The sequence below is a fragment of the Vulcanibacillus modesticaldus genome, assembly GCF_001730235.1.
GTDB lineage: Bacteria > Bacillota > Bacilli > Tepidibacillales > Tepidibacillaceae > Vulcanibacillus > Vulcanibacillus modesticaldus.
On sequence record NZ_MIJF01000015.1, the window covers coordinates 1 to 15,988 of the forward strand.

The 15,988-nt window shown below is 35.2% G+C and carries 15 protein-coding genes and 1 tRNA gene; 10 read left to right on the top strand and 6 right to left on the bottom strand.

What is annotated here, in order from left to right; translation table 11 throughout:
• The 3 genes from BHF71_RS12460 to BHF71_RS04145 all read right to left on the bottom strand — a co-directional run.
• Positions 1-176 (bottom strand): helix-turn-helix domain-containing protein (locus BHF71_RS12460; protein ID WP_141705318.1); only part of this gene is annotated, 176 nt, incomplete at its 3' end.
• A 96-nt stretch (positions 177-272) separates the two neighbouring features.
• Complete coding sequence (gene clpP, locus BHF71_RS04140) at positions 273-866, bottom strand: ATP-dependent Clp endopeptidase proteolytic subunit ClpP (RefSeq protein WP_069656413.1); 594 nt, start codon at positions 864-866, stop codon at positions 273-275.
• Between the two features lie 239 nt (positions 867-1,105).
• A tRNA-Arg gene (locus BHF71_RS04145) sits at positions 1,106-1,184 on the bottom strand.
• A gap of 37 nt (positions 1,185-1,221) precedes the next feature.
• Here BHF71_RS04145 and rpoN point away from each other — a divergent pair.
• Complete coding sequence (gene rpoN / locus BHF71_RS04150; RefSeq protein WP_218064925.1) at positions 1,222-2,580, top strand: RNA polymerase factor sigma-54; 1,359 nt, start codon at positions 1,222-1,224, stop codon at positions 2,578-2,580.
• A 117-nt stretch (positions 2,581-2,697) separates the two neighbouring features.
• Here the strand turns inward: rpoN and BHF71_RS04155 are convergent, their stop codons facing one another.
• Entirely contained in the window at positions 2,698-3,006 is a 309-nt protein-coding gene (locus BHF71_RS04155) for a hypothetical protein (protein ID WP_069656415.1), read from the bottom strand.
• A gap of 314 nt (positions 3,007-3,320) precedes the next feature.
• Here BHF71_RS04155 and BHF71_RS04160 point away from each other — a divergent pair, with 314 nt between their 5' ends.
• From BHF71_RS04160 to eno, 6 genes are all read left to right on the top strand, one after another.
• A complete protein-coding gene (locus BHF71_RS04160; protein ID WP_069656441.1) occupies positions 3,321-4,289 on the top strand; it encodes a sugar-binding transcriptional regulator in 969 nt (322 codons plus the stop codon).
• Between the two features lie 136 nt (positions 4,290-4,425).
• A complete protein-coding gene (locus BHF71_RS04165; protein ID WP_069656416.1) occupies positions 4,426-5,430 on the top strand; it encodes a glyceraldehyde-3-phosphate dehydrogenase in 1,005 nt (334 codons plus the stop codon).
• A 79-nt stretch (positions 5,431-5,509) separates the two neighbouring features.
• Positions 5,510-6,694 (top strand): phosphoglycerate kinase, encoded by a 1,185-nt coding sequence (locus tag BHF71_RS04170; protein WP_069656417.1) that lies wholly within the window; start codon positions 5,510-5,512, stop codon positions 6,692-6,694.
• 8 nt (positions 6,695-6,702) lie between these two features.
• Positions 6,703-7,449, top strand: coding sequence for a triose-phosphate isomerase (gene tpiA / locus BHF71_RS04175; RefSeq protein WP_069656418.1), 747 nt, complete (start codon positions 6,703-6,705; stop codon positions 7,447-7,449).
• A 42-nt stretch (positions 7,450-7,491) separates the two neighbouring features.
• Positions 7,492-9,027, top strand: coding sequence for a 2,3-bisphosphoglycerate-independent phosphoglycerate mutase (gene gpmI, locus BHF71_RS04180; protein WP_069656419.1), 1,536 nt, complete (start codon positions 7,492-7,494; stop codon positions 9,025-9,027).
• Positions 9,028-9,056: 29 nt separating this feature from the next.
• A complete protein-coding gene (eno, locus tag BHF71_RS04185) occupies positions 9,057-10,343 on the top strand; it encodes a phosphopyruvate hydratase (protein ID WP_069656420.1) in 1,287 nt (428 codons plus the stop codon).
• Between the two features lie 46 nt (positions 10,344-10,389).
• Here eno and BHF71_RS12055 read toward each other — a convergent pair whose 3' ends face one another.
• Together BHF71_RS12055 and BHF71_RS04190 are read right to left on the bottom strand one after the other, a co-directional pair.
• Positions 10,390-10,560, bottom strand: coding sequence for a hypothetical protein (locus tag BHF71_RS12055; protein WP_176717304.1), 171 nt, complete (start codon positions 10,558-10,560; stop codon positions 10,390-10,392).
• Positions 10,561-10,635: 75 nt separating this feature from the next.
• The gene (locus BHF71_RS04190) at positions 10,636-11,556 is read right to left on the bottom strand and encodes a DMT family transporter (protein WP_069656421.1); all 921 of its coding nucleotides are present in this window, start codon (positions 11,554-11,556) and stop codon (positions 10,636-10,638) included.
• Between the two features lie 215 nt (positions 11,557-11,771).
• Here BHF71_RS04190 and acnA point away from each other — a divergent pair, with 215 nt between their 5' ends.
• The 3 genes from acnA to BHF71_RS04205 all read left to right on the top strand — a co-directional run bounded on the left by acnA (position 11,772) and on the right by BHF71_RS04205 (position 15,984).
• Positions 11,772-14,480 (top strand): aconitate hydratase AcnA, encoded by a 2,709-nt coding sequence (gene acnA, locus BHF71_RS04195; RefSeq protein ID WP_069656422.1) that lies wholly within the window; start codon positions 11,772-11,774, stop codon positions 14,478-14,480.
• Between the two features lie 284 nt (positions 14,481-14,764).
• Positions 14,765-15,001: a preprotein translocase subunit SecG gene (gene secG, locus BHF71_RS04200; RefSeq protein WP_069656423.1), complete on the top strand. Its 237-nt coding sequence runs from the start codon at positions 14,765-14,767 to the stop codon at positions 14,999-15,001.
• Between the two features lie 236 nt (positions 15,002-15,237).
• Positions 15,238-15,984 (top strand): alpha/beta hydrolase, encoded by a 747-nt coding sequence (locus tag BHF71_RS04205; protein ID WP_069656424.1) that lies wholly within the window; start codon positions 15,238-15,240, stop codon positions 15,982-15,984.
• The last annotated feature ends 4 nt before the right edge of the window (positions 15,985-15,988 follow it).

Consider the following 15,988-nt stretch of genomic DNA (forward strand, 5'->3'; position numbering starts at 1 on the left):
TTTTCTTCAAGTCCCTTCATTCCTTCGTTTTCATAATGATGAACCCATCGACGAACCATAGAATGATCAATACCCAACTTTTTAGCCACAGTTTTGTATCCCATTCCTTCATTCTTATACATATCCACTGCTTTCTTTTTGAATGCTACATCATATGTGTTTCGAATTTTACCCATAGAAAAATCCCCTCCATAATAGACAGACTAATGGTTTTTCTTTTTTCTGTCTACTATAAGGGGATCATATCAGCTTAAGCGGTGCTTTTTAAATCTTTAAACCTTTGGAGCAGAAGTAATAATATCGTCGATCAAACCATACTTTTTAGCCTCTTCCGCTGTTAGGAAGTTATCACGATCTGTGTCTCTTTCAATTTTTTCAATTGGTTGACCAGTGCGTTCTGATAAGATTTCATTTAGTTTTTTCTTTAAATCAATGATGCGTTTAGCATGAATTTCGATATCACTTGCTTGCCCTTGAGCTCCACCTAATGGTTGATGAATCATAATTTCACTGTTAGGAAGGGCATATCTCTTTCCTTTTGTTCCAGCAGCCAGTAAGAATGCCCCCATTGATGCAGCCATACCAACAACAATCGTTGAAACATCAGGTTTAATAAATTGGATTGTATCAAAAATAGCCATTCCAGCTGTAATAGATCCACCAGGGCTATTGATGTATAAATGGATATCTTTCTCAGGATCCTCGGCAGCTAAAAATAAAAGCTGAGCGATAACGGTATTGGCTACACTATCGTCAATCGGACTTCCTAAGAAGATAATACGATCCTTTAATAATCGTGAGTAAATATCGTACGCTCTTTCTCCGCGGTTAGTTTGTTCAATAACCATTGGTACATAATAACTCATAATATATCCTCCTCTCATTATCTCCTATGATAATGGTATGCTTGATATACTCATATCATACCTTATTAGTCAAAAAAGGTCAAACATTAAGTGCGGAGTATTTTCCATATGTTATTCTGCCCTTATTCTGTTAAAATAAACTTAGAGGCTACTAATCTTCTGTCTATTTTTGATATAAAAAAAAGCCTATAAGGCTAAATGTTTTGGCTAAATTATAAGATTTTTAGGTATCCAATAAGTGGTGCGCCCGGAGGGACTCGAACCCCCGCAAAACCTGGCTCCGGAAACCAGTGCTCTATCCAACTGAGCTACGAGCGCAAAATAAATCACAAACTACATTATACAATGTGAAGATATGATTATCAAGACATTAGGTGATAATATGGAAATGAATTATGGTCTTTTTCAACAACAGACACAAAAACTATTTATGACAAAAGAGTTGCGCCAAGCAATTACATTGTTACAATATCCAACTATAGAATTAACTGAATTTCTATATGAGGAGATAGTAAATAATCCTGTATTTGAGATAGATGATAAAGAGCTAGCACGATATGAATATTTTTACCGCAATCAATATAAATCTCGTTCAATTAAATATTCATCTGAAGAAGATTTTAATATTTGGGAAAAAATCTCTGTTCACGAAATTTCCCTAGAAGAACATCTATTAGAACAGGCTAGATTTTTGTCTTTAAGAAAAAAGGATTATGAAATTTTGAAGTTTTTAATCGGTAGTTTGGATGAATCGGGTTATTTGAAAGTTCCCTTAGATGAAGTGGGAAAGCGCTTTCAAATAAGTGTAGCTGATGTTAATAGAGTACTAAGAATTTTACAATCTTTAGAGCCTAAAGGGATAGGTGCTCGAGATTTAAAAGAGTCTTTATTGCTTCAATTAAAGGCTATTGATCCGATAGATTATCAAGCAATTGAAATCGTAGAACACCATCTAAGTGATCTAGCGGAACGTAAATTTACTAAGATAGCCAAAAAACTTCAAATAACAACTCAAGAGGTACAACTGTTATTTGATTTTATTAGAACTTTAAGTCCTAAACCAGCGATGGGTTTTAATGGTGGTGAATTGCCTAGATACATCATTCCTGACGTGATCCTAGAATTTGTAGATGACGAATTTGTTGTAATTGTTAATGATGCGATGTTGCCGAGATTAAAAATTAACCCTTATTATCGCCAGTATCTTCTAAACAATCCCAAAGGGGACCAAACATCAAAATATATTATCGAAAAATTTCATAGTGCAGAGTGGTTGATTAAAAGCATTGAACAAAGACGAAATACTCTTTACAAAGTGACCAATGCTATTATAAAACATCAGGTATCCTTTTTTAAAAATCATTCATTGAAGCCATTAAAATTAAGAGAAATTGCTGATGAAATTGGCATGCATGAATCAACGGTTAGTAGGGCAGTTAATCAAAAATATTTGCAAACTCCTCTAGGTATTTTTGAATTAAAATATTTTTTCAGTACAGGACTGTCGACTTCTGATGGGGATGTTACTTCAAGTGAAAATGTCAAAAAGCTACTTCAAGAAATTATTGATAATGAAGATAAAAGAAAACCCTTATCCGATCAAAAAATAGCTAATTTATTAAATAAAAAAGGAATAAATATCTCAAGAAGGACTATTGCAAAATATCGGGATGAATTAGGGATACTTTCCTCATCGGCTAGAAAGAGATACTAAAAAAATTATTCCTATAATTTTTAGGGGATAATTTTTCTGTATTCAGGGAATGCTATTCATTTTCGGAATATACAACAATAATTTCAATTTGACATGTTCTTATAATTCTAATCGTTATTAATCCATTTTTATACCGTTCTTTTTTATTTTTCTTGCCAGTAACAATGTCAATATAGAAATAGTTATAGCTGGAACAATAAAGTCAAAAAAATAGTTGTCTAGTTCATGTTCTATAACATAGTTAATTGATTTTAATTTAAGTTCATAAATATATATATCAAGTACCACTAAAGATAGCTCTGCTAAAATAGAAATAACCATAACTAAAATCCAGTTAATTTTATAAAAAAAAACTAAAATAAATACAACTATAGCAGGTGCAAGTATCATCAAAATATTTAATTCAAGACCTTCTAAAAGAATCATAAACTTTCCTCCATTTCATATATATGATATATTTCTAATATACGAAAAATTCAAAAAAATTATCAATAATGGAGGAGAAAATGATCAGTAGGGATCTATCATATTATGCGATTCGTTTTAGAGCAAAAGAGATATGAATAAAAAATTGGTTGCTAATTAATTCATTTCACTGTATTATTTATATTAGAGATGAATTTTTTTTGCTGTAAGTGGGACATAATATGTTAAAGCGGGACTAAATAAGACCAAAGGAGAGCTAAAAATTGGATTTATTAAAACTCCAATCGAAGCTAACACCTGATATTCTAGAAATAATGCAGAAGAGATTTAAGATTCTACATTATATCTCGTTAATGCAACCAATTGGCAGAAGAAGTTTATCACAAGCATTAGGATGGACAGAGAGAGTATTAAGGGCAGAAGCTGAGTTTTTAAAACAGCAGGGCTTAATCGATATTGAAACAATTGGAATGAAATTAACTGATGAAGGATATCAAGTGTTAGAAGAATTATCCCCATATATCAAAAAAATATTCGGTTTAAACGAATTAGAACAAAAACTACAGGCTAAACTACATATTTCGAGGGTTATTGTTGTTGCAGGTGATGTCGATAAAGATGAATTCGTTAAAAAAGAGATGGGACGAGCTGCTGCGCAATTGTTAAGACAATATGTTAAAGAGAATGATATCGTTACATTAACAGGTGGTTCAACTTTATTTGAAGTAGCAAATATGATGCCAGAAAACCCACAATTGCAATCTGTTCTATTTGTTCCGGCCCGTGGAGGTATTGGTGAAAATCATGAATTTTTGGCAAACACTTTAGTTTCTGTTATGGCTAAGAAAACGGGAGGCAAATATCGGTTACTTCATGTTCCTGACCAACTAAGTGAGGAATCATATAATTCTCTGATGAATGAAGATAACATAAAAGAAGTATTGAAGGTTATTCGTTCTGCAGGAATTGTCATTCATGGAATCGGGGATGCTAAAACCATGGCGCTAAGGCGTAATACTTCTAAAGAGATCTTAGCGTTATTAGAAGAGAAAAAAGCAATTGGTGAGGCTTTCGGATATTATTTCTCACAAGATGGTGAGATTGTGTACAAGATCAAAACAATAGGGCTAATACTAGAAGATTTAGAAAAAATTCCTCATATCATTGCTGTTGCTGGCGGAAAAAGTAAAGCTGATGCAATTTTAGCAGTATTAAAACAAAATTATAAACAAATATTAGTAACTGATGAAGGAGCTGCTAGGGAAATCTTATCAAAAATTTAATCATGTCAAAGACATCACTGATGGCATAATTAATTTACTTTGCAGCAATAATTAAATTTGGTGCAAAGTATAATTTTTAACCAATAAATAGCTTTTTTTAATCATTAAATTCATAAATTCAAGGAGGAAAAAAGTTATGATTAAAGTTGGTATTAATGGTTTTGGTAGAATTGGAAGAAATGTATTTAGAGCAGCAATGGGTGTATCTGATATTGAAATCGTTGCTGTTAATGACCTAACAGATGCTGAAATGCTTGCTCATTTACTTAAATATGACTCTGTACATGGAAAATTAGATGCGGAAGTTGAAGCTACAGAGGAAGGAATCTTAGTTAATGGTAAATTAATCAAGGTTCTTGCTGAAAGAGATCCTGCTCAATTACCTTGGAAAGAACTTGGTGTTGACCTTGTTATTGAATCAACTGGTCGTTTTACTAAACGTGAAGATGCAGCGAAACACTTGGAAGCTGGAGCTAAAAAGGTTATCATCTCTGCACCTGCAAAGAATGAAGATATTACTATCGTTATGGGAGTAAACCATGACAAATATGACCCAGAAAACCACCATATCATTTCTAACGCATCTTGTACTACAAACTGTTTAGCACCATTTGCCAAAGTATTAAATGATAAATTTGGTATTAAGCGTGGATTAATGACAACTGTACATTCTTATACCAACGACCAACAAATTCTTGATTTACCACATAGAGATTATCGTCGTGCTCGTGCTGCTGGTGTTTCAATTATTCCTACAACAACTGGAGCAGCAAAGGCAGTATCTCTTGTATTACCAGAATTAAAAGGTAAGTTAAATGGATTTGCAATGCGTGTACCAACTCCAAACGTTTCTGTTGTAGATTTAGTTGCTGAATTAGAAAAAGATGTAACTGTTGAAGAAGTTAATGGTGCTTTAAAAGCAGCTGCAGAAGGAGAACTAAAAGGAATTCTTGCATTCTCTGAAGAACCATTAGTATCAGTTGATTACAACCACGACCCACATTCTTCTAGTGTAGATGGATTATCAACAATGGTTATGGATGGCAATATGGTTAAAGTTGTATCTTGGTATGACAATGAGTGGGGTTATTCTAACCGTGTTGTTGATTTAGCTGTTTACGTTGCAAATAAAGGAATTTAATAAAAAGTCAAGAAATAATATCTTGTTAAAATAGAGGAGAAATCAATTTCTCCTCTTTCGTTCAAGGAGGTAGCACTAAATGAATAAGAAATCTGTACGGGATCTAGATTTGAAAGGAAAAAAGGTCTTCTGTCGAGTAGATTTTAATGTTCCAATGCAAGATGGAGTAATAACCGATGATACTCGAATTAAAGCTGCTCTTCCAACAATCAAGTATATTGTTGAACAGGGAGGAAAAGCTATTTTAGCTAGCCATTTAGGAAGACCAAAAGGAAAAGTAGTTGAAGAGTTACGTTTGAATCCAGTTGCTAAAAGACTTTCTGAACTTCTTGGTAAAGAAGTGACAAAAGTAGATGAAGCTACAGGCGATGTAGTTAAGTCTAAAATAGCAGAAATGCAAGATGGAGACGTTCTTTTATTAGAAAATGTAAGATTTTATCCTGGTGAAGAAAAAAATGATCCAGAATTAGCTAAAGCTTTTGCAGAGTTAGCTGATGTTTATGTTAATGATGCATTTGGCGCAGCACATCGTGCTCATGCATCAACGGAAGGAATAGCTAAATATCTACCTGCAGTAGCTGGCTTCTTAATGCAAAAGGAAATTGAAACCCTAGGAAAGGCTCTCAATAATCCGGAAAGACCTTTCACAGCTATCATCGGCGGGGCGAAGGTTAAGGACAAGATTGGAGTAATTGAAAATTTACTTGATAGAGTAGATAACTTAATCATCGGTGGCGGTTTAGCATATACCTTTATCAAATCTCAAGGTTACGAAATAGGCAACTCATTACTTGAAGAAGACAAAATCGAATTGGCTAAAGAATTTATTGAAAAAGCTAAGGCTAAAGGCGTACGCTTTTTAATGCCGATTGATGCAGTTGTAGCCGATCGTTTTGCTGAAAATGCTAATACAAAGATCGTTGATATTTCGGAGATACCTGCTGATTGGGAAGCTTTAGATATTGGACCTAAGACAGTTGAATTGTATGAGGAAGTTATTAAAGATTCTAAGCTTGTTATCTGGAATGGTCCAATGGGTGTTTTTGAAATGGATAAATTCGCTAATGGCACTAATGGTATTGCAAAAGCTATGGCTGATACAGATGCCATAACAATTATTGGTGGTGGAGATTCTGCTGCTGCAATCGAAAAAGCCGGATTAGCTGATAAAATGTCACATATATCTACCGGTGGCGGAGCTTCTTTAGAGTTTATTGAAGGTAAAGACTTACCTGGTGTAGTTGCATTAAATGATAAGGAATAGGTGATATGATGAGAACTCCAATCATTGCTGGAAACTGGAAGATGAATAAAACCATCGAGGAAACAAAAGAATTCATCGCAGCTTTAAAAGACTTTTCCCTAGAGAATGTTGATGCTGTTTTATGCGTTCCATATACTAGTTTAGGAATTTTGAGGGAACAACTAAATAATAAGATTAAAATCGGCTCCCAAAATATCCATTGGGAAGAGAATGGCGCGTTTACTGGTGAGATTAGCCCACTAATGCTCAAGGAACTGGGGGTTGAATACGCAATAATCGGCCATTCTGAGCGCAGAGAAATGTTTGGTGAAACTGATGAAACGGTTAATAGACGCGTTCATGCAGCATTTAAACATGGAATTACACCTATCGTGTGCGTGGGAGAAAAACTTGAGGAAAGAGAAGCTGGAAAGACTAAGGATGTTGTAAAAGAGCAAACTGAAAAGGCTATTGCTAATCTTTCTTCTGAACAGGTTAAGAAATTGGTTGTTGCATATGAACCTATTTGGGCAATTGGAACCGGTAAAACATCATCTGCGGAAGATGCGAATGAAGTAATCGGATATATTAGAAAAGTTATTGCCAACCAATATGACTCCCAAGTTGCTAATGAAGTACGAATTCAATATGGTGGAAGTGTAAAACCAGAAAATATTCGTTCCTTTTTAAGTCAACCTGAGATTGACGGTGCATTGGTCGGGGGAGCAAGTCTAAAACCAGAATCTTTTATGGCTTTAGTTGAAGGAGCAAAATAATTTTTAAATGATGCGAAATACAGAATGGAGAGTGAGCCCAAAATGACTCGACCAAAACCTTTAGCTTTAATCATTATGGATGGATTCGGTGTTCGTAACGAGGTAACCGCAAATGCGATTGCTCAAGCAAATACTCCAAATCTTGATCGTCTAAAGAGTGAATTTCCTAACACGATTATTGGTGCTAGTGGCATGTCGGTTGGATTACCTGAAGGACAAATGGGTAATTCAGAAGTTGGACACCTAAACATCGGTGCTGGCCGTATTGTATATCAAGATTTGACGAGGGTAACAAAATCCATTCAGGAAGGTACATTCTTCCAAAACGAAGTATTTTTAGATGCGATAAAACATGTAAAAGAAAAAAATAAAAAATTACACTTATATGGATTATTATCAGATGGTGGAGTACACAGTCATATAAAACATCTATATGCACTACTTGAGTTAGCGAAGAGGGAAAATGTTAGCCAAGTATATGTTCATGCTTTTTTAGATGGTCGTGACGTTGCTCCCGATAGTGCTATTGAATATATTAGACAACTTCAAGCGAAGATGAATGAATTGGGCATTGGTCAAATAGCAACGGTTCAGGGTAGATATTATGCTATGGACCGTGATAAGCGATGGGAAAGAACAGAAAAGGCTTATCGAGCTATGGTTTATGGTGAAGGTCCACATTATACTGATCCAATCAAAGCTGTTCGTGAATCATATGAGAAGAGTGTTTTTGATGAATTTGTAATGCCTACTGTTATCGTTGATGATAATGATCAACCAATTGGGAAAATCGAATCTGAAGACGCGATTATTTTCTTTAATTTCAGACCCGATCGTGCAATTCAAATATCACAAGTATTCACTAATAAAGATTTCCGTGGATTCGATCGCGGGGAAGGTTATCCGGAGAATGTTTACTATGTTTGTCTAACTCATTTTAGTGAATCTGTTGATGGGTATGTTGCTTATAAACCAACGGATTTGGATAACACATTAGGAGAAGTTTTAAGTCAAAATGGTTTAAAACAATTGCGAATTGCAGAAACTGAGAAATATCCTCACGTAACTTATTTCTTTAGTGGTGGCCGTGAAGTGGAATTCGATGGAGAGACTAGAATTCTGATCCCTTCACCAAAGGTTGCAACATATGACTTAAAACCAGAAATGAGTGCCTATGAGGTAACTGAAGCCGTTCTAAAAGAAATTTCTGCGGACAAACAAGATGTAATTATCCTTAACTTCGCAAATTGTGATATGGTAGGTCACTCAGGTAAGCTCGAGCCAACGATTAAAGCAGTTGAAGCTGTAGATGATAATCTTGGACGAATAGTTGACGCGATCCTTGAAAAGGGTGGAGTGGCACTGATCACTGCTGATCATGGTAATGCCGATTTAATGTCTGATGAGGAAGGAAATCCAATTACTTCACATACGACAAATCCAGTACCATTGATCATAACTAATAAGGATTTAGAATTACGAGAGGATGGAGTGCTGGCAGATATTGCACCAACCATGCTTCAATTACTAAACATTGATCAACCTGCTGAAATGACAGGTAAATCATTAATAAAATAAATAAAGAATTATTAAAAGGAGTGGACATTGTGACAATTATAGCTGACGTTTATGCTCGTGAAGTATTAGATTCTCGTGGAAACCCAACTGTTGAAGTAGAAGTTGTTTTAGAATCAGGTGCAATGGGAAGGGCGATTGTACCATCTGGTGCTTCTACTGGTGCCCATGAAGCTGTTGAATTAAGAGATGGTGACAAAGATAGATACTTAGGCAAAGGTGTTCTTAAGGCTGTTGAGAATGTTAATGATATTATTGCCCCAGAAATAATTGGGATGGATGCTTTAGACCAAGTTGGTATTGATGAATATTTAATTCAACTAGATGGTACACCAAACAAAGGAAAACTTGGTGCAAATGCTATTTTAGGAGTATCCATGGCGGTTGCTAGAGCAGCTGCAGATGCATTAGGAATTCCTCTATATGCATACTTAGGTGGAGTAAATGCAAAAACTCTTCCTGTTCCAATGATGAACATCCTAAATGGTGGAAAACATGCTGATAACAATGTTGATATTCAAGAATTCATGGTAATGCCTGTAGGCGCTGAAAACTTCCGTGAAGCGTTACGCATGGGTGCTGAAATTTTCCATAACCTTAAAAAGGTATTAAAAGATAAGGGCATGAATACAGCTGTTGGAGATGAGGGTGGATTTGCTCCAAACCTTTCTTCAAACGAAGAAGCTATCAAAACAATTCTTGAAGCAATCGAAAAAGCTGGATATAAGGCTGGAGAAGAAGTATTTATTGCTTTAGATGTTGCCTCCACTGAAATCTATAATGATGGTAAATATCATCTAGAAGGTGAAGGAGTAGTTAAGACAACTGACGAGATGATTGATTACTATGAAGAGTTAGTCAACAAATATCCAATTATCTCCATTGAAGATGGACTTGCAGAAGATGATTGGGAAGGTTGGAAGAAGTTAACTGAACGTTTGGGTAAGAAAGTTCAATTAGTAGGTGACGACTTATTCGTTACTAATACTGAACGTTTAGAAAGAGGAATTGAAAATGCGACAGCTAACTCAATCCTTATTAAAGTAAACCAAATCGGAACATTAACAGAAACTTTTGATGCGATCGAAATGGCAAAACGTGCTGGTTATACAGCAGTTATTTCCCACCGTTCCGGTGAAACTGAAGATTCAACAATTGCTGATATTGCTGTTGCAACAAATGCTGGTCAAATTAAGACTGGTGCACCATCCCGTACAGATCGTGTAGCTAAGTATAATCAATTACTAAGAATCGAAGATGAGTTAGCATACGTTGGTCGTTACGGTGGTAAAAAAGCTTTCTACAACCTAAAGTTCTAAAGAAAACAAATAAATGGGTAGCAATCCACTGCTACCCATTTTCCTATTAGTTATCAAAATCATTCACTGTATCGACAGTAGTGTCTTCAATTAAGCCATTTTCCTGACTTATATTGCCACCACCAAGTCCTTCATTTACCATTCTATCCACATCGATGAAATATTTGTCCCTTCCCTCATATTGGGAATCTTTATCTTTATATTTCTTATCATTCATGATATAGCCTCCTTATCTGAAATGCCACTCCATTAATATTACTCCCCTAAAATATCAAAATGAATGTAGGTATATTTAATCAGTTGTGGTAAAGTTAGATTTCATCAGTTTTTTCGGCTCTTTTGTTTTATTTTTACCGGAAATATATACTCCGATTAGAATAAGCAATAGACCTATTAACATTGATGGTTTTATTTCTTCATTTAAAAGCAATGCCCCCCAAAAAAGAGCCGTAACTGGGACCAAGTAAGTTACTAAGCTGGCAAATTCTGCACCACCATTTTGGATAAGGTAATAATAGATTATAAGCGCTAGTCCCGTACCCAAACTTCCTAATCCTAAAAAGGATAATAATACTTTAGGTTCGGTAAGTAAGATTGTCCAGTGAAAAGAATCGGTAAAGATAATAATAATCCCTGAAAAAAGTGCTGAAGTTAATAATGTATATAGTGAAATTTGAAAAGTAGATATTTCCTTGAAATATTTTCGGGATATTTGAGAAGAAAAACCGTAAAAAATAGCCGCCAATATCATCCCCATAAATCCGTAGAAATTACTTATTGCCAATTGGCTAAGATCGATATCTAATAAGATAAAAATTCCTAGAAAGCCAGTGATTACTCCTATGATTTGAATTTTTGATACTTTAGATGAAAAGAGGAGAACTCCTATTATAAATGTCCAAATTGGTGTTGTTGCATTTAATATTGATGCCAAACTACTACTGATTTCCTTTTCACTGTAACCAATTAAGCTCCATGGTATTACAGAATTAATTACTCCGATTAAAATCAAAACTTTCCAAACTTTTCTTGGTGGTAACAGCGGTTTATGTGTAAATAGCATAATGCTTAGGATTATAACTATTCCGAATAATGAACGAAAAAAAACAATCGCTAATGGATTATAAAAGGAAAGTAATACTTTGATAAAAAAGAATGAAGCCCCCCAAATTAAACTTAATATTAAAAGTCCTAGATATAATAGTGATGTCAAAATTGATCTCTCCCCTATATAGTTATATGACTATTTTACCAGTTTAAGTCAAAAAATCACACAGGCATTTTATCGAAGCAATGATTAAAAGTCTATATATTAAGTAAATATAGATAATACAAAAAATTAAGACAAATATATGTCCCAATTATCAAAAAAAAGGTATAATAGTATCGATAAGTGTCCTTTTTACAAGAAAACAGGGGGGAGAGTATATGGAGAGAAAAGATGTTTTTAATGTAAAGTCTACATTAAAAGTAGCCGGCAAGGAGTATAAGTATTATTCGCTGAAAAAACTTGAAGAAAATGGCGTTGGTAAGGTTTCAAAACTCCCATTCTCTATTAAGGTGTTATTAGAAGCTGCTGTACGTCAGCTTGATGGTAAAGGTGTAACTGAGGAACATGTAAAACAGTTAGCTAATTGGGCTGAAGGTGCAGGAAAGGGTAAAGAGGTGGCTTTCAAACCTGCTCGAATAGTATTACAAGATTTTACTGGAGTTCCAGCTGTTGTTGACTTGGCTGCAATGCGTAAAGCGATGGCGGACGTAGGTGGAGATCCTGAAAAAATTAATCCTCTAGTACCGGTTGATTTAGTTATTGACCATTCAGTTATGGTAGACAAAGCTGGTACCGATGATGCTTTAGAATTTAATATGAATTTGGAATTTGAACGTAATGAAGAGCGATATAAATTCCTACGTTGGGCCCAAGAGTCCTTTAATAATTTCCGTGCTGTACCACCTGCTACTGGAATTATCCATCAGGTAAATCTTGAGTATTTGGCTAAAGTTGTTCAAACAAAAGAGGTTGATGGGGAAGTTGAAGTTTATCCAGATAGTTTAGTTGGAACAGATTCGCATACCACTATGATTGATGGTTTAGGAGTTGTTGGTTGGGGTGTAGGTGGTATTGAAGCTGAAGCTGGAATGCTTGGACAACCTTTATATTTTGTTACACCAGACGTAGTTGGATTTAAATTAACTGGTGAATTACCTGAAGGTGCCACAGCTACAGACTTAGCATTAACGATTGTTGAAATGCTTCGTAAAAAAGGAGTTGTTGGCAAGTTTGTTGAGTTCTATGGTGATGGTTTAAGTAGTATGAGCTTAGCTGATAGAGCGACCGTTGCTAACATGGCACCAGAGTATGGAGCGACGATGGGCTTCTTCCCAGTGGATAATGAAACATTGTCTTATTTACGATTAACTGGGCGTGATGAAGAGTTAATCAAACTTATTGAAGCATATTATAGGGAACAGGGCTTATTCCGTGAAGATGGAATGGAACCACCTGTATTCTCCGATACGATAGAATTAGACCTTAGCACAGTTGTTCCTAGTTTAGCAGGTCCTAAGCGTCCCCAAGACAGAATCAATTTAAAAGATATGAAAACTACTTGGAATGAAACCATTCAAAAGCCAATTGATCAAGGTGGATTAGGACTTAAAGAGGAAGATATCAATAAGGAAGTTGTTGTTTCTCATTACAATGGCGAAAAATCAACGTTAAAAACTGGAGCAGTGGTAATTGCGGCTATTACAAGCTGTACAAATACCTCTAATCCTAGCGTAATGTTAGGTGCCGGGCTAGTGGCTAAAAAAGCTGTAGAAAGAGGTCTTAAGAAACCAGCTTATGTGAAAAGTTCATTAACACCTGGTTCAAGGGTAGTAACCGATTATTTGAAAAATGCTGGGTTATTAGATTCTCTTGAAAAATTAGGATTTAATGTGGCAGGTTATGGTTGTGCTACATGTATTGGAAATAGTGGTCCGCTACCAGAAGAAGTAAGTAAGGTTGTTGAAGAAAATGATCTAACGGTAACTTCAGTTCTATCAGGAAATAGAAACTTTGAAGGACGTGTTCATGCGCAGGTAAAAGCAAATTACTTAGCTTCACCTCCATTAGTTGTTGTTTATGCATTAGCAGGTACAGTTGATATCGATTTAGATAAAGAACCAATTGGATATGATCAAGATAATCAACCAGTTTATATGAAGGATATTTGGCCAACTAGCCAAGAAATTAAAGAAGCGATAAATTCTGCATTAAAACCTGAATTATTCCGTAAACAATACAGTTCCGTATTTACTGCTAACGAGCGTTGGAATAAAATCGATGCTCCTAAAGGAAAGCTCTATGATTGGGATGAGAATTCAACATACATTCAAAATCCTCCATTCTTTGAAGGATTAAGTCCTGATGTTGAAGATATTAAAGAAATCAAAGGAGCAAGAGTGCTAGCCTTATTAGGTGATTCGGTAACTACTGACCATATTTCACCGGCAGGAAGTATTAAAGTAGATAGTCCCGCAGGTAAATATCTAATTGAACGTGGAGTTGCTCAGAAGGACTTCAATTCATATGGTTCACGTCGCGGTAATCATGACGTGATGATGAGAGGAACATTTGCCAATATTCGTATCCGGAATCAAATTGTACCTGGGACAGAGGGTGGCTTAACCAAGTACTTACCAACTGATGAAGTAATGCCAATCTACGATGCGGCTATGAGATATAAATCAGATGGAACACCTCTTGTAGTAATTGCGGGTAAAGAATATGGAACTGGTAGCTCCCGTGACTGGGCTGCAAAAGGTACTAACCTGTTAGGGGTAAAAGCAGTAATTGCTGAAAGTTTTGAACGTATTCATCGTAGCAACCTAGTTGGTATGGGCGTTCTACCATTACAATTCGCTGATGGAACAAATTGGAAATCATTAAATATCGATGGTACTGAAACATTTAACATTTTAGGACTTGATAATAATCTTAAACCTGGGCAAACTATACGGGTTGAAGCGATTAGGAAAGATGGTTCTAAATTTACATTTGATGTTATCGTCCGCCTTGATAGTGTAGTTGATATTGAATATTATCGCAATGGTGGAATTTTGCAAACTGTATTACGTCAGTTGCGTAAATAGTTCGCTAAGTAAATAAGTATTTTGCAAAGGCGTCTATATTTATAGGCGCCATTCTCAATTACAAAAGTGGTATTTTGTAACGCGCTCACCTTGTCCGTTACACTCCCAAAAGCCGCACTTATACAAAATACCACTCTTAATCTTCCAGTGGTTCCCTGTTTCTTAGGTGATGGGAGTTCGTCTAGATTTTTTGTTATTTTTACAAAAGTCTAGGATTATATCTTGCGCTTTATCTCGATTTATGATAAATTGTACATGTTAAACTCCTTGAGGAGGTGTAGATCGTGACTATTTTCTTCAAGATTCTATTGATGCTTATATCATTAGGGCTAATTGCAACTGTATTATTACAATCAGGTAAAAGTGCTGGTTTATCTGGAAGTATTGCTGGAGGAGCGGAGCAACTATTCGGTAAACAAAAGGCACGTGGTTTAGATGCTCTACTTGAGAAAATAACAGTTGGATTGGCAGTTGGCTTTATTATTTTATCTATGGTAGTAGCTTACATAGTGAAGGGATAAGCTAGTCTTATTCGGCACTAAGTTGGTTTTATTTAATTTTATACTGATAAAATAGACTAACAGCAAGGTTTAACTTGCTGTTTTTTTCATGTGCATTAGCATTTTTGTTCATTTCAATGATTAAAATTTTTAAATATAGATAATAAAATATAGATAAATAAGAGCGAAAATGATCAAAGTTCCAACCATGATTTTTTGGGTAACTAGCGTATGGAACTTGTTGGAGGGGAGAAAAAATGAAAATAACCAAAAGAAGGCCGGATCCTTTTTTTTACGAAGGGAAAAAAGAAGTTGGGATTTTATTAATACATGGGTTTACTGGTTCTCCGGCCGAGTTAAGTTTATTAGGGAAATTCCTTCATCAAACAGGTTACACTGTTTACGCACCGTTGCTTGCTGGACATGGTAAGACCCCTGAAGAGATGAAAAAAACAAATAAAGATGACTGGTGGAATTCTGTATTAGAGGCTTATGAACACCTAAAACAAAAAGGATATGATCGTATTATTGCTATTGGTTTGTCAATGGGAGGAATCCTAGCACTGAAATTAGCCATGGAAAAACCTTTATTGGCAGTTATACCTATGGCAGCACCAATTTTTGTTCACGATAGACGTGTAGCTTTAACAAGATGGTTAAAGTATTTTATAACTTATTCAGTTAAAGAAAAGAAGGAAGAACACATTGAAAGTCAGTTAGCAAGTTATGATCGAGTGCCTGTTATTTGTGTGGAGAGTTTACATAAACTGATAAAAGAAGTTAAAGTATCATTAAATAAAGTTGGGATTCCTACCTTAGTAATCCAAGGAATGAATGATGAAACCGTCGTACCTGAAAGTGCTAATTATATTTTTAATAATATTAATTCCACTTTAAAGGAAATAAAGTGGTACCACCAATCAACACATATCATCACTTTAGATAATGAAAGAGAAAAACTTTTTGAAGATATTAGATTATTTCTTGAAAGAGTCAGTAAATAATATA

What these genes read in the sequence shown, in the direction of transcription:
- clpP (WP_069656413.1), bottom strand. Translation starts at nt 866, where the DNA reads ATGAGTTATTATGTACCAATGGTTATTGAACAAACTAACCGCGGAGAA.
- rpoN (WP_218064925.1), top strand. Translation starts at nt 1,222, where the DNA reads ATGATTATCAAGACATTAGGTGATAATATGGAAATGAATTATGGTCTT.
- BHF71_RS04155 (WP_069656415.1), bottom strand. Translation starts at nt 3,006, where the DNA reads ATGATTCTTTTAGAAGGTCTTGAATTAAATATTTTGATGATACTTGCA.
- BHF71_RS04160 (WP_069656441.1), top strand. Translation starts at nt 3,321, where the DNA reads ATGCAGAAGAGATTTAAGATTCTACATTATATCTCGTTAATGCAACCA.
- BHF71_RS04165 (WP_069656416.1), top strand. Translation starts at nt 4,426, where the DNA reads ATGATTAAAGTTGGTATTAATGGTTTTGGTAGAATTGGAAGAAATGTA.
- BHF71_RS04170 (WP_069656417.1), top strand. Translation starts at nt 5,510, where the DNA reads ATGAATAAGAAATCTGTACGGGATCTAGATTTGAAAGGAAAAAAGGTC.
- tpiA (WP_069656418.1), top strand. Translation starts at nt 6,703, where the DNA reads ATGAGAACTCCAATCATTGCTGGAAACTGGAAGATGAATAAAACCATC.
- gpmI (WP_069656419.1), top strand. Translation starts at nt 7,492, where the DNA reads ATGACTCGACCAAAACCTTTAGCTTTAATCATTATGGATGGATTCGGT.
- BHF71_RS12055 (WP_176717304.1), bottom strand. Translation starts at nt 10,560, where the DNA reads ATGAATGATAAGAAATATAAAGATAAAGATTCCCAATATGAGGGAAGG.
- acnA (WP_069656422.1), top strand. Translation starts at nt 11,772, where the DNA reads ATGGAGAGAAAAGATGTTTTTAATGTAAAGTCTACATTAAAAGTAGCC.
- BHF71_RS04205 (WP_069656424.1), top strand. Translation starts at nt 15,238, where the DNA reads ATGAAAATAACCAAAAGAAGGCCGGATCCTTTTTTTTACGAAGGGAAA.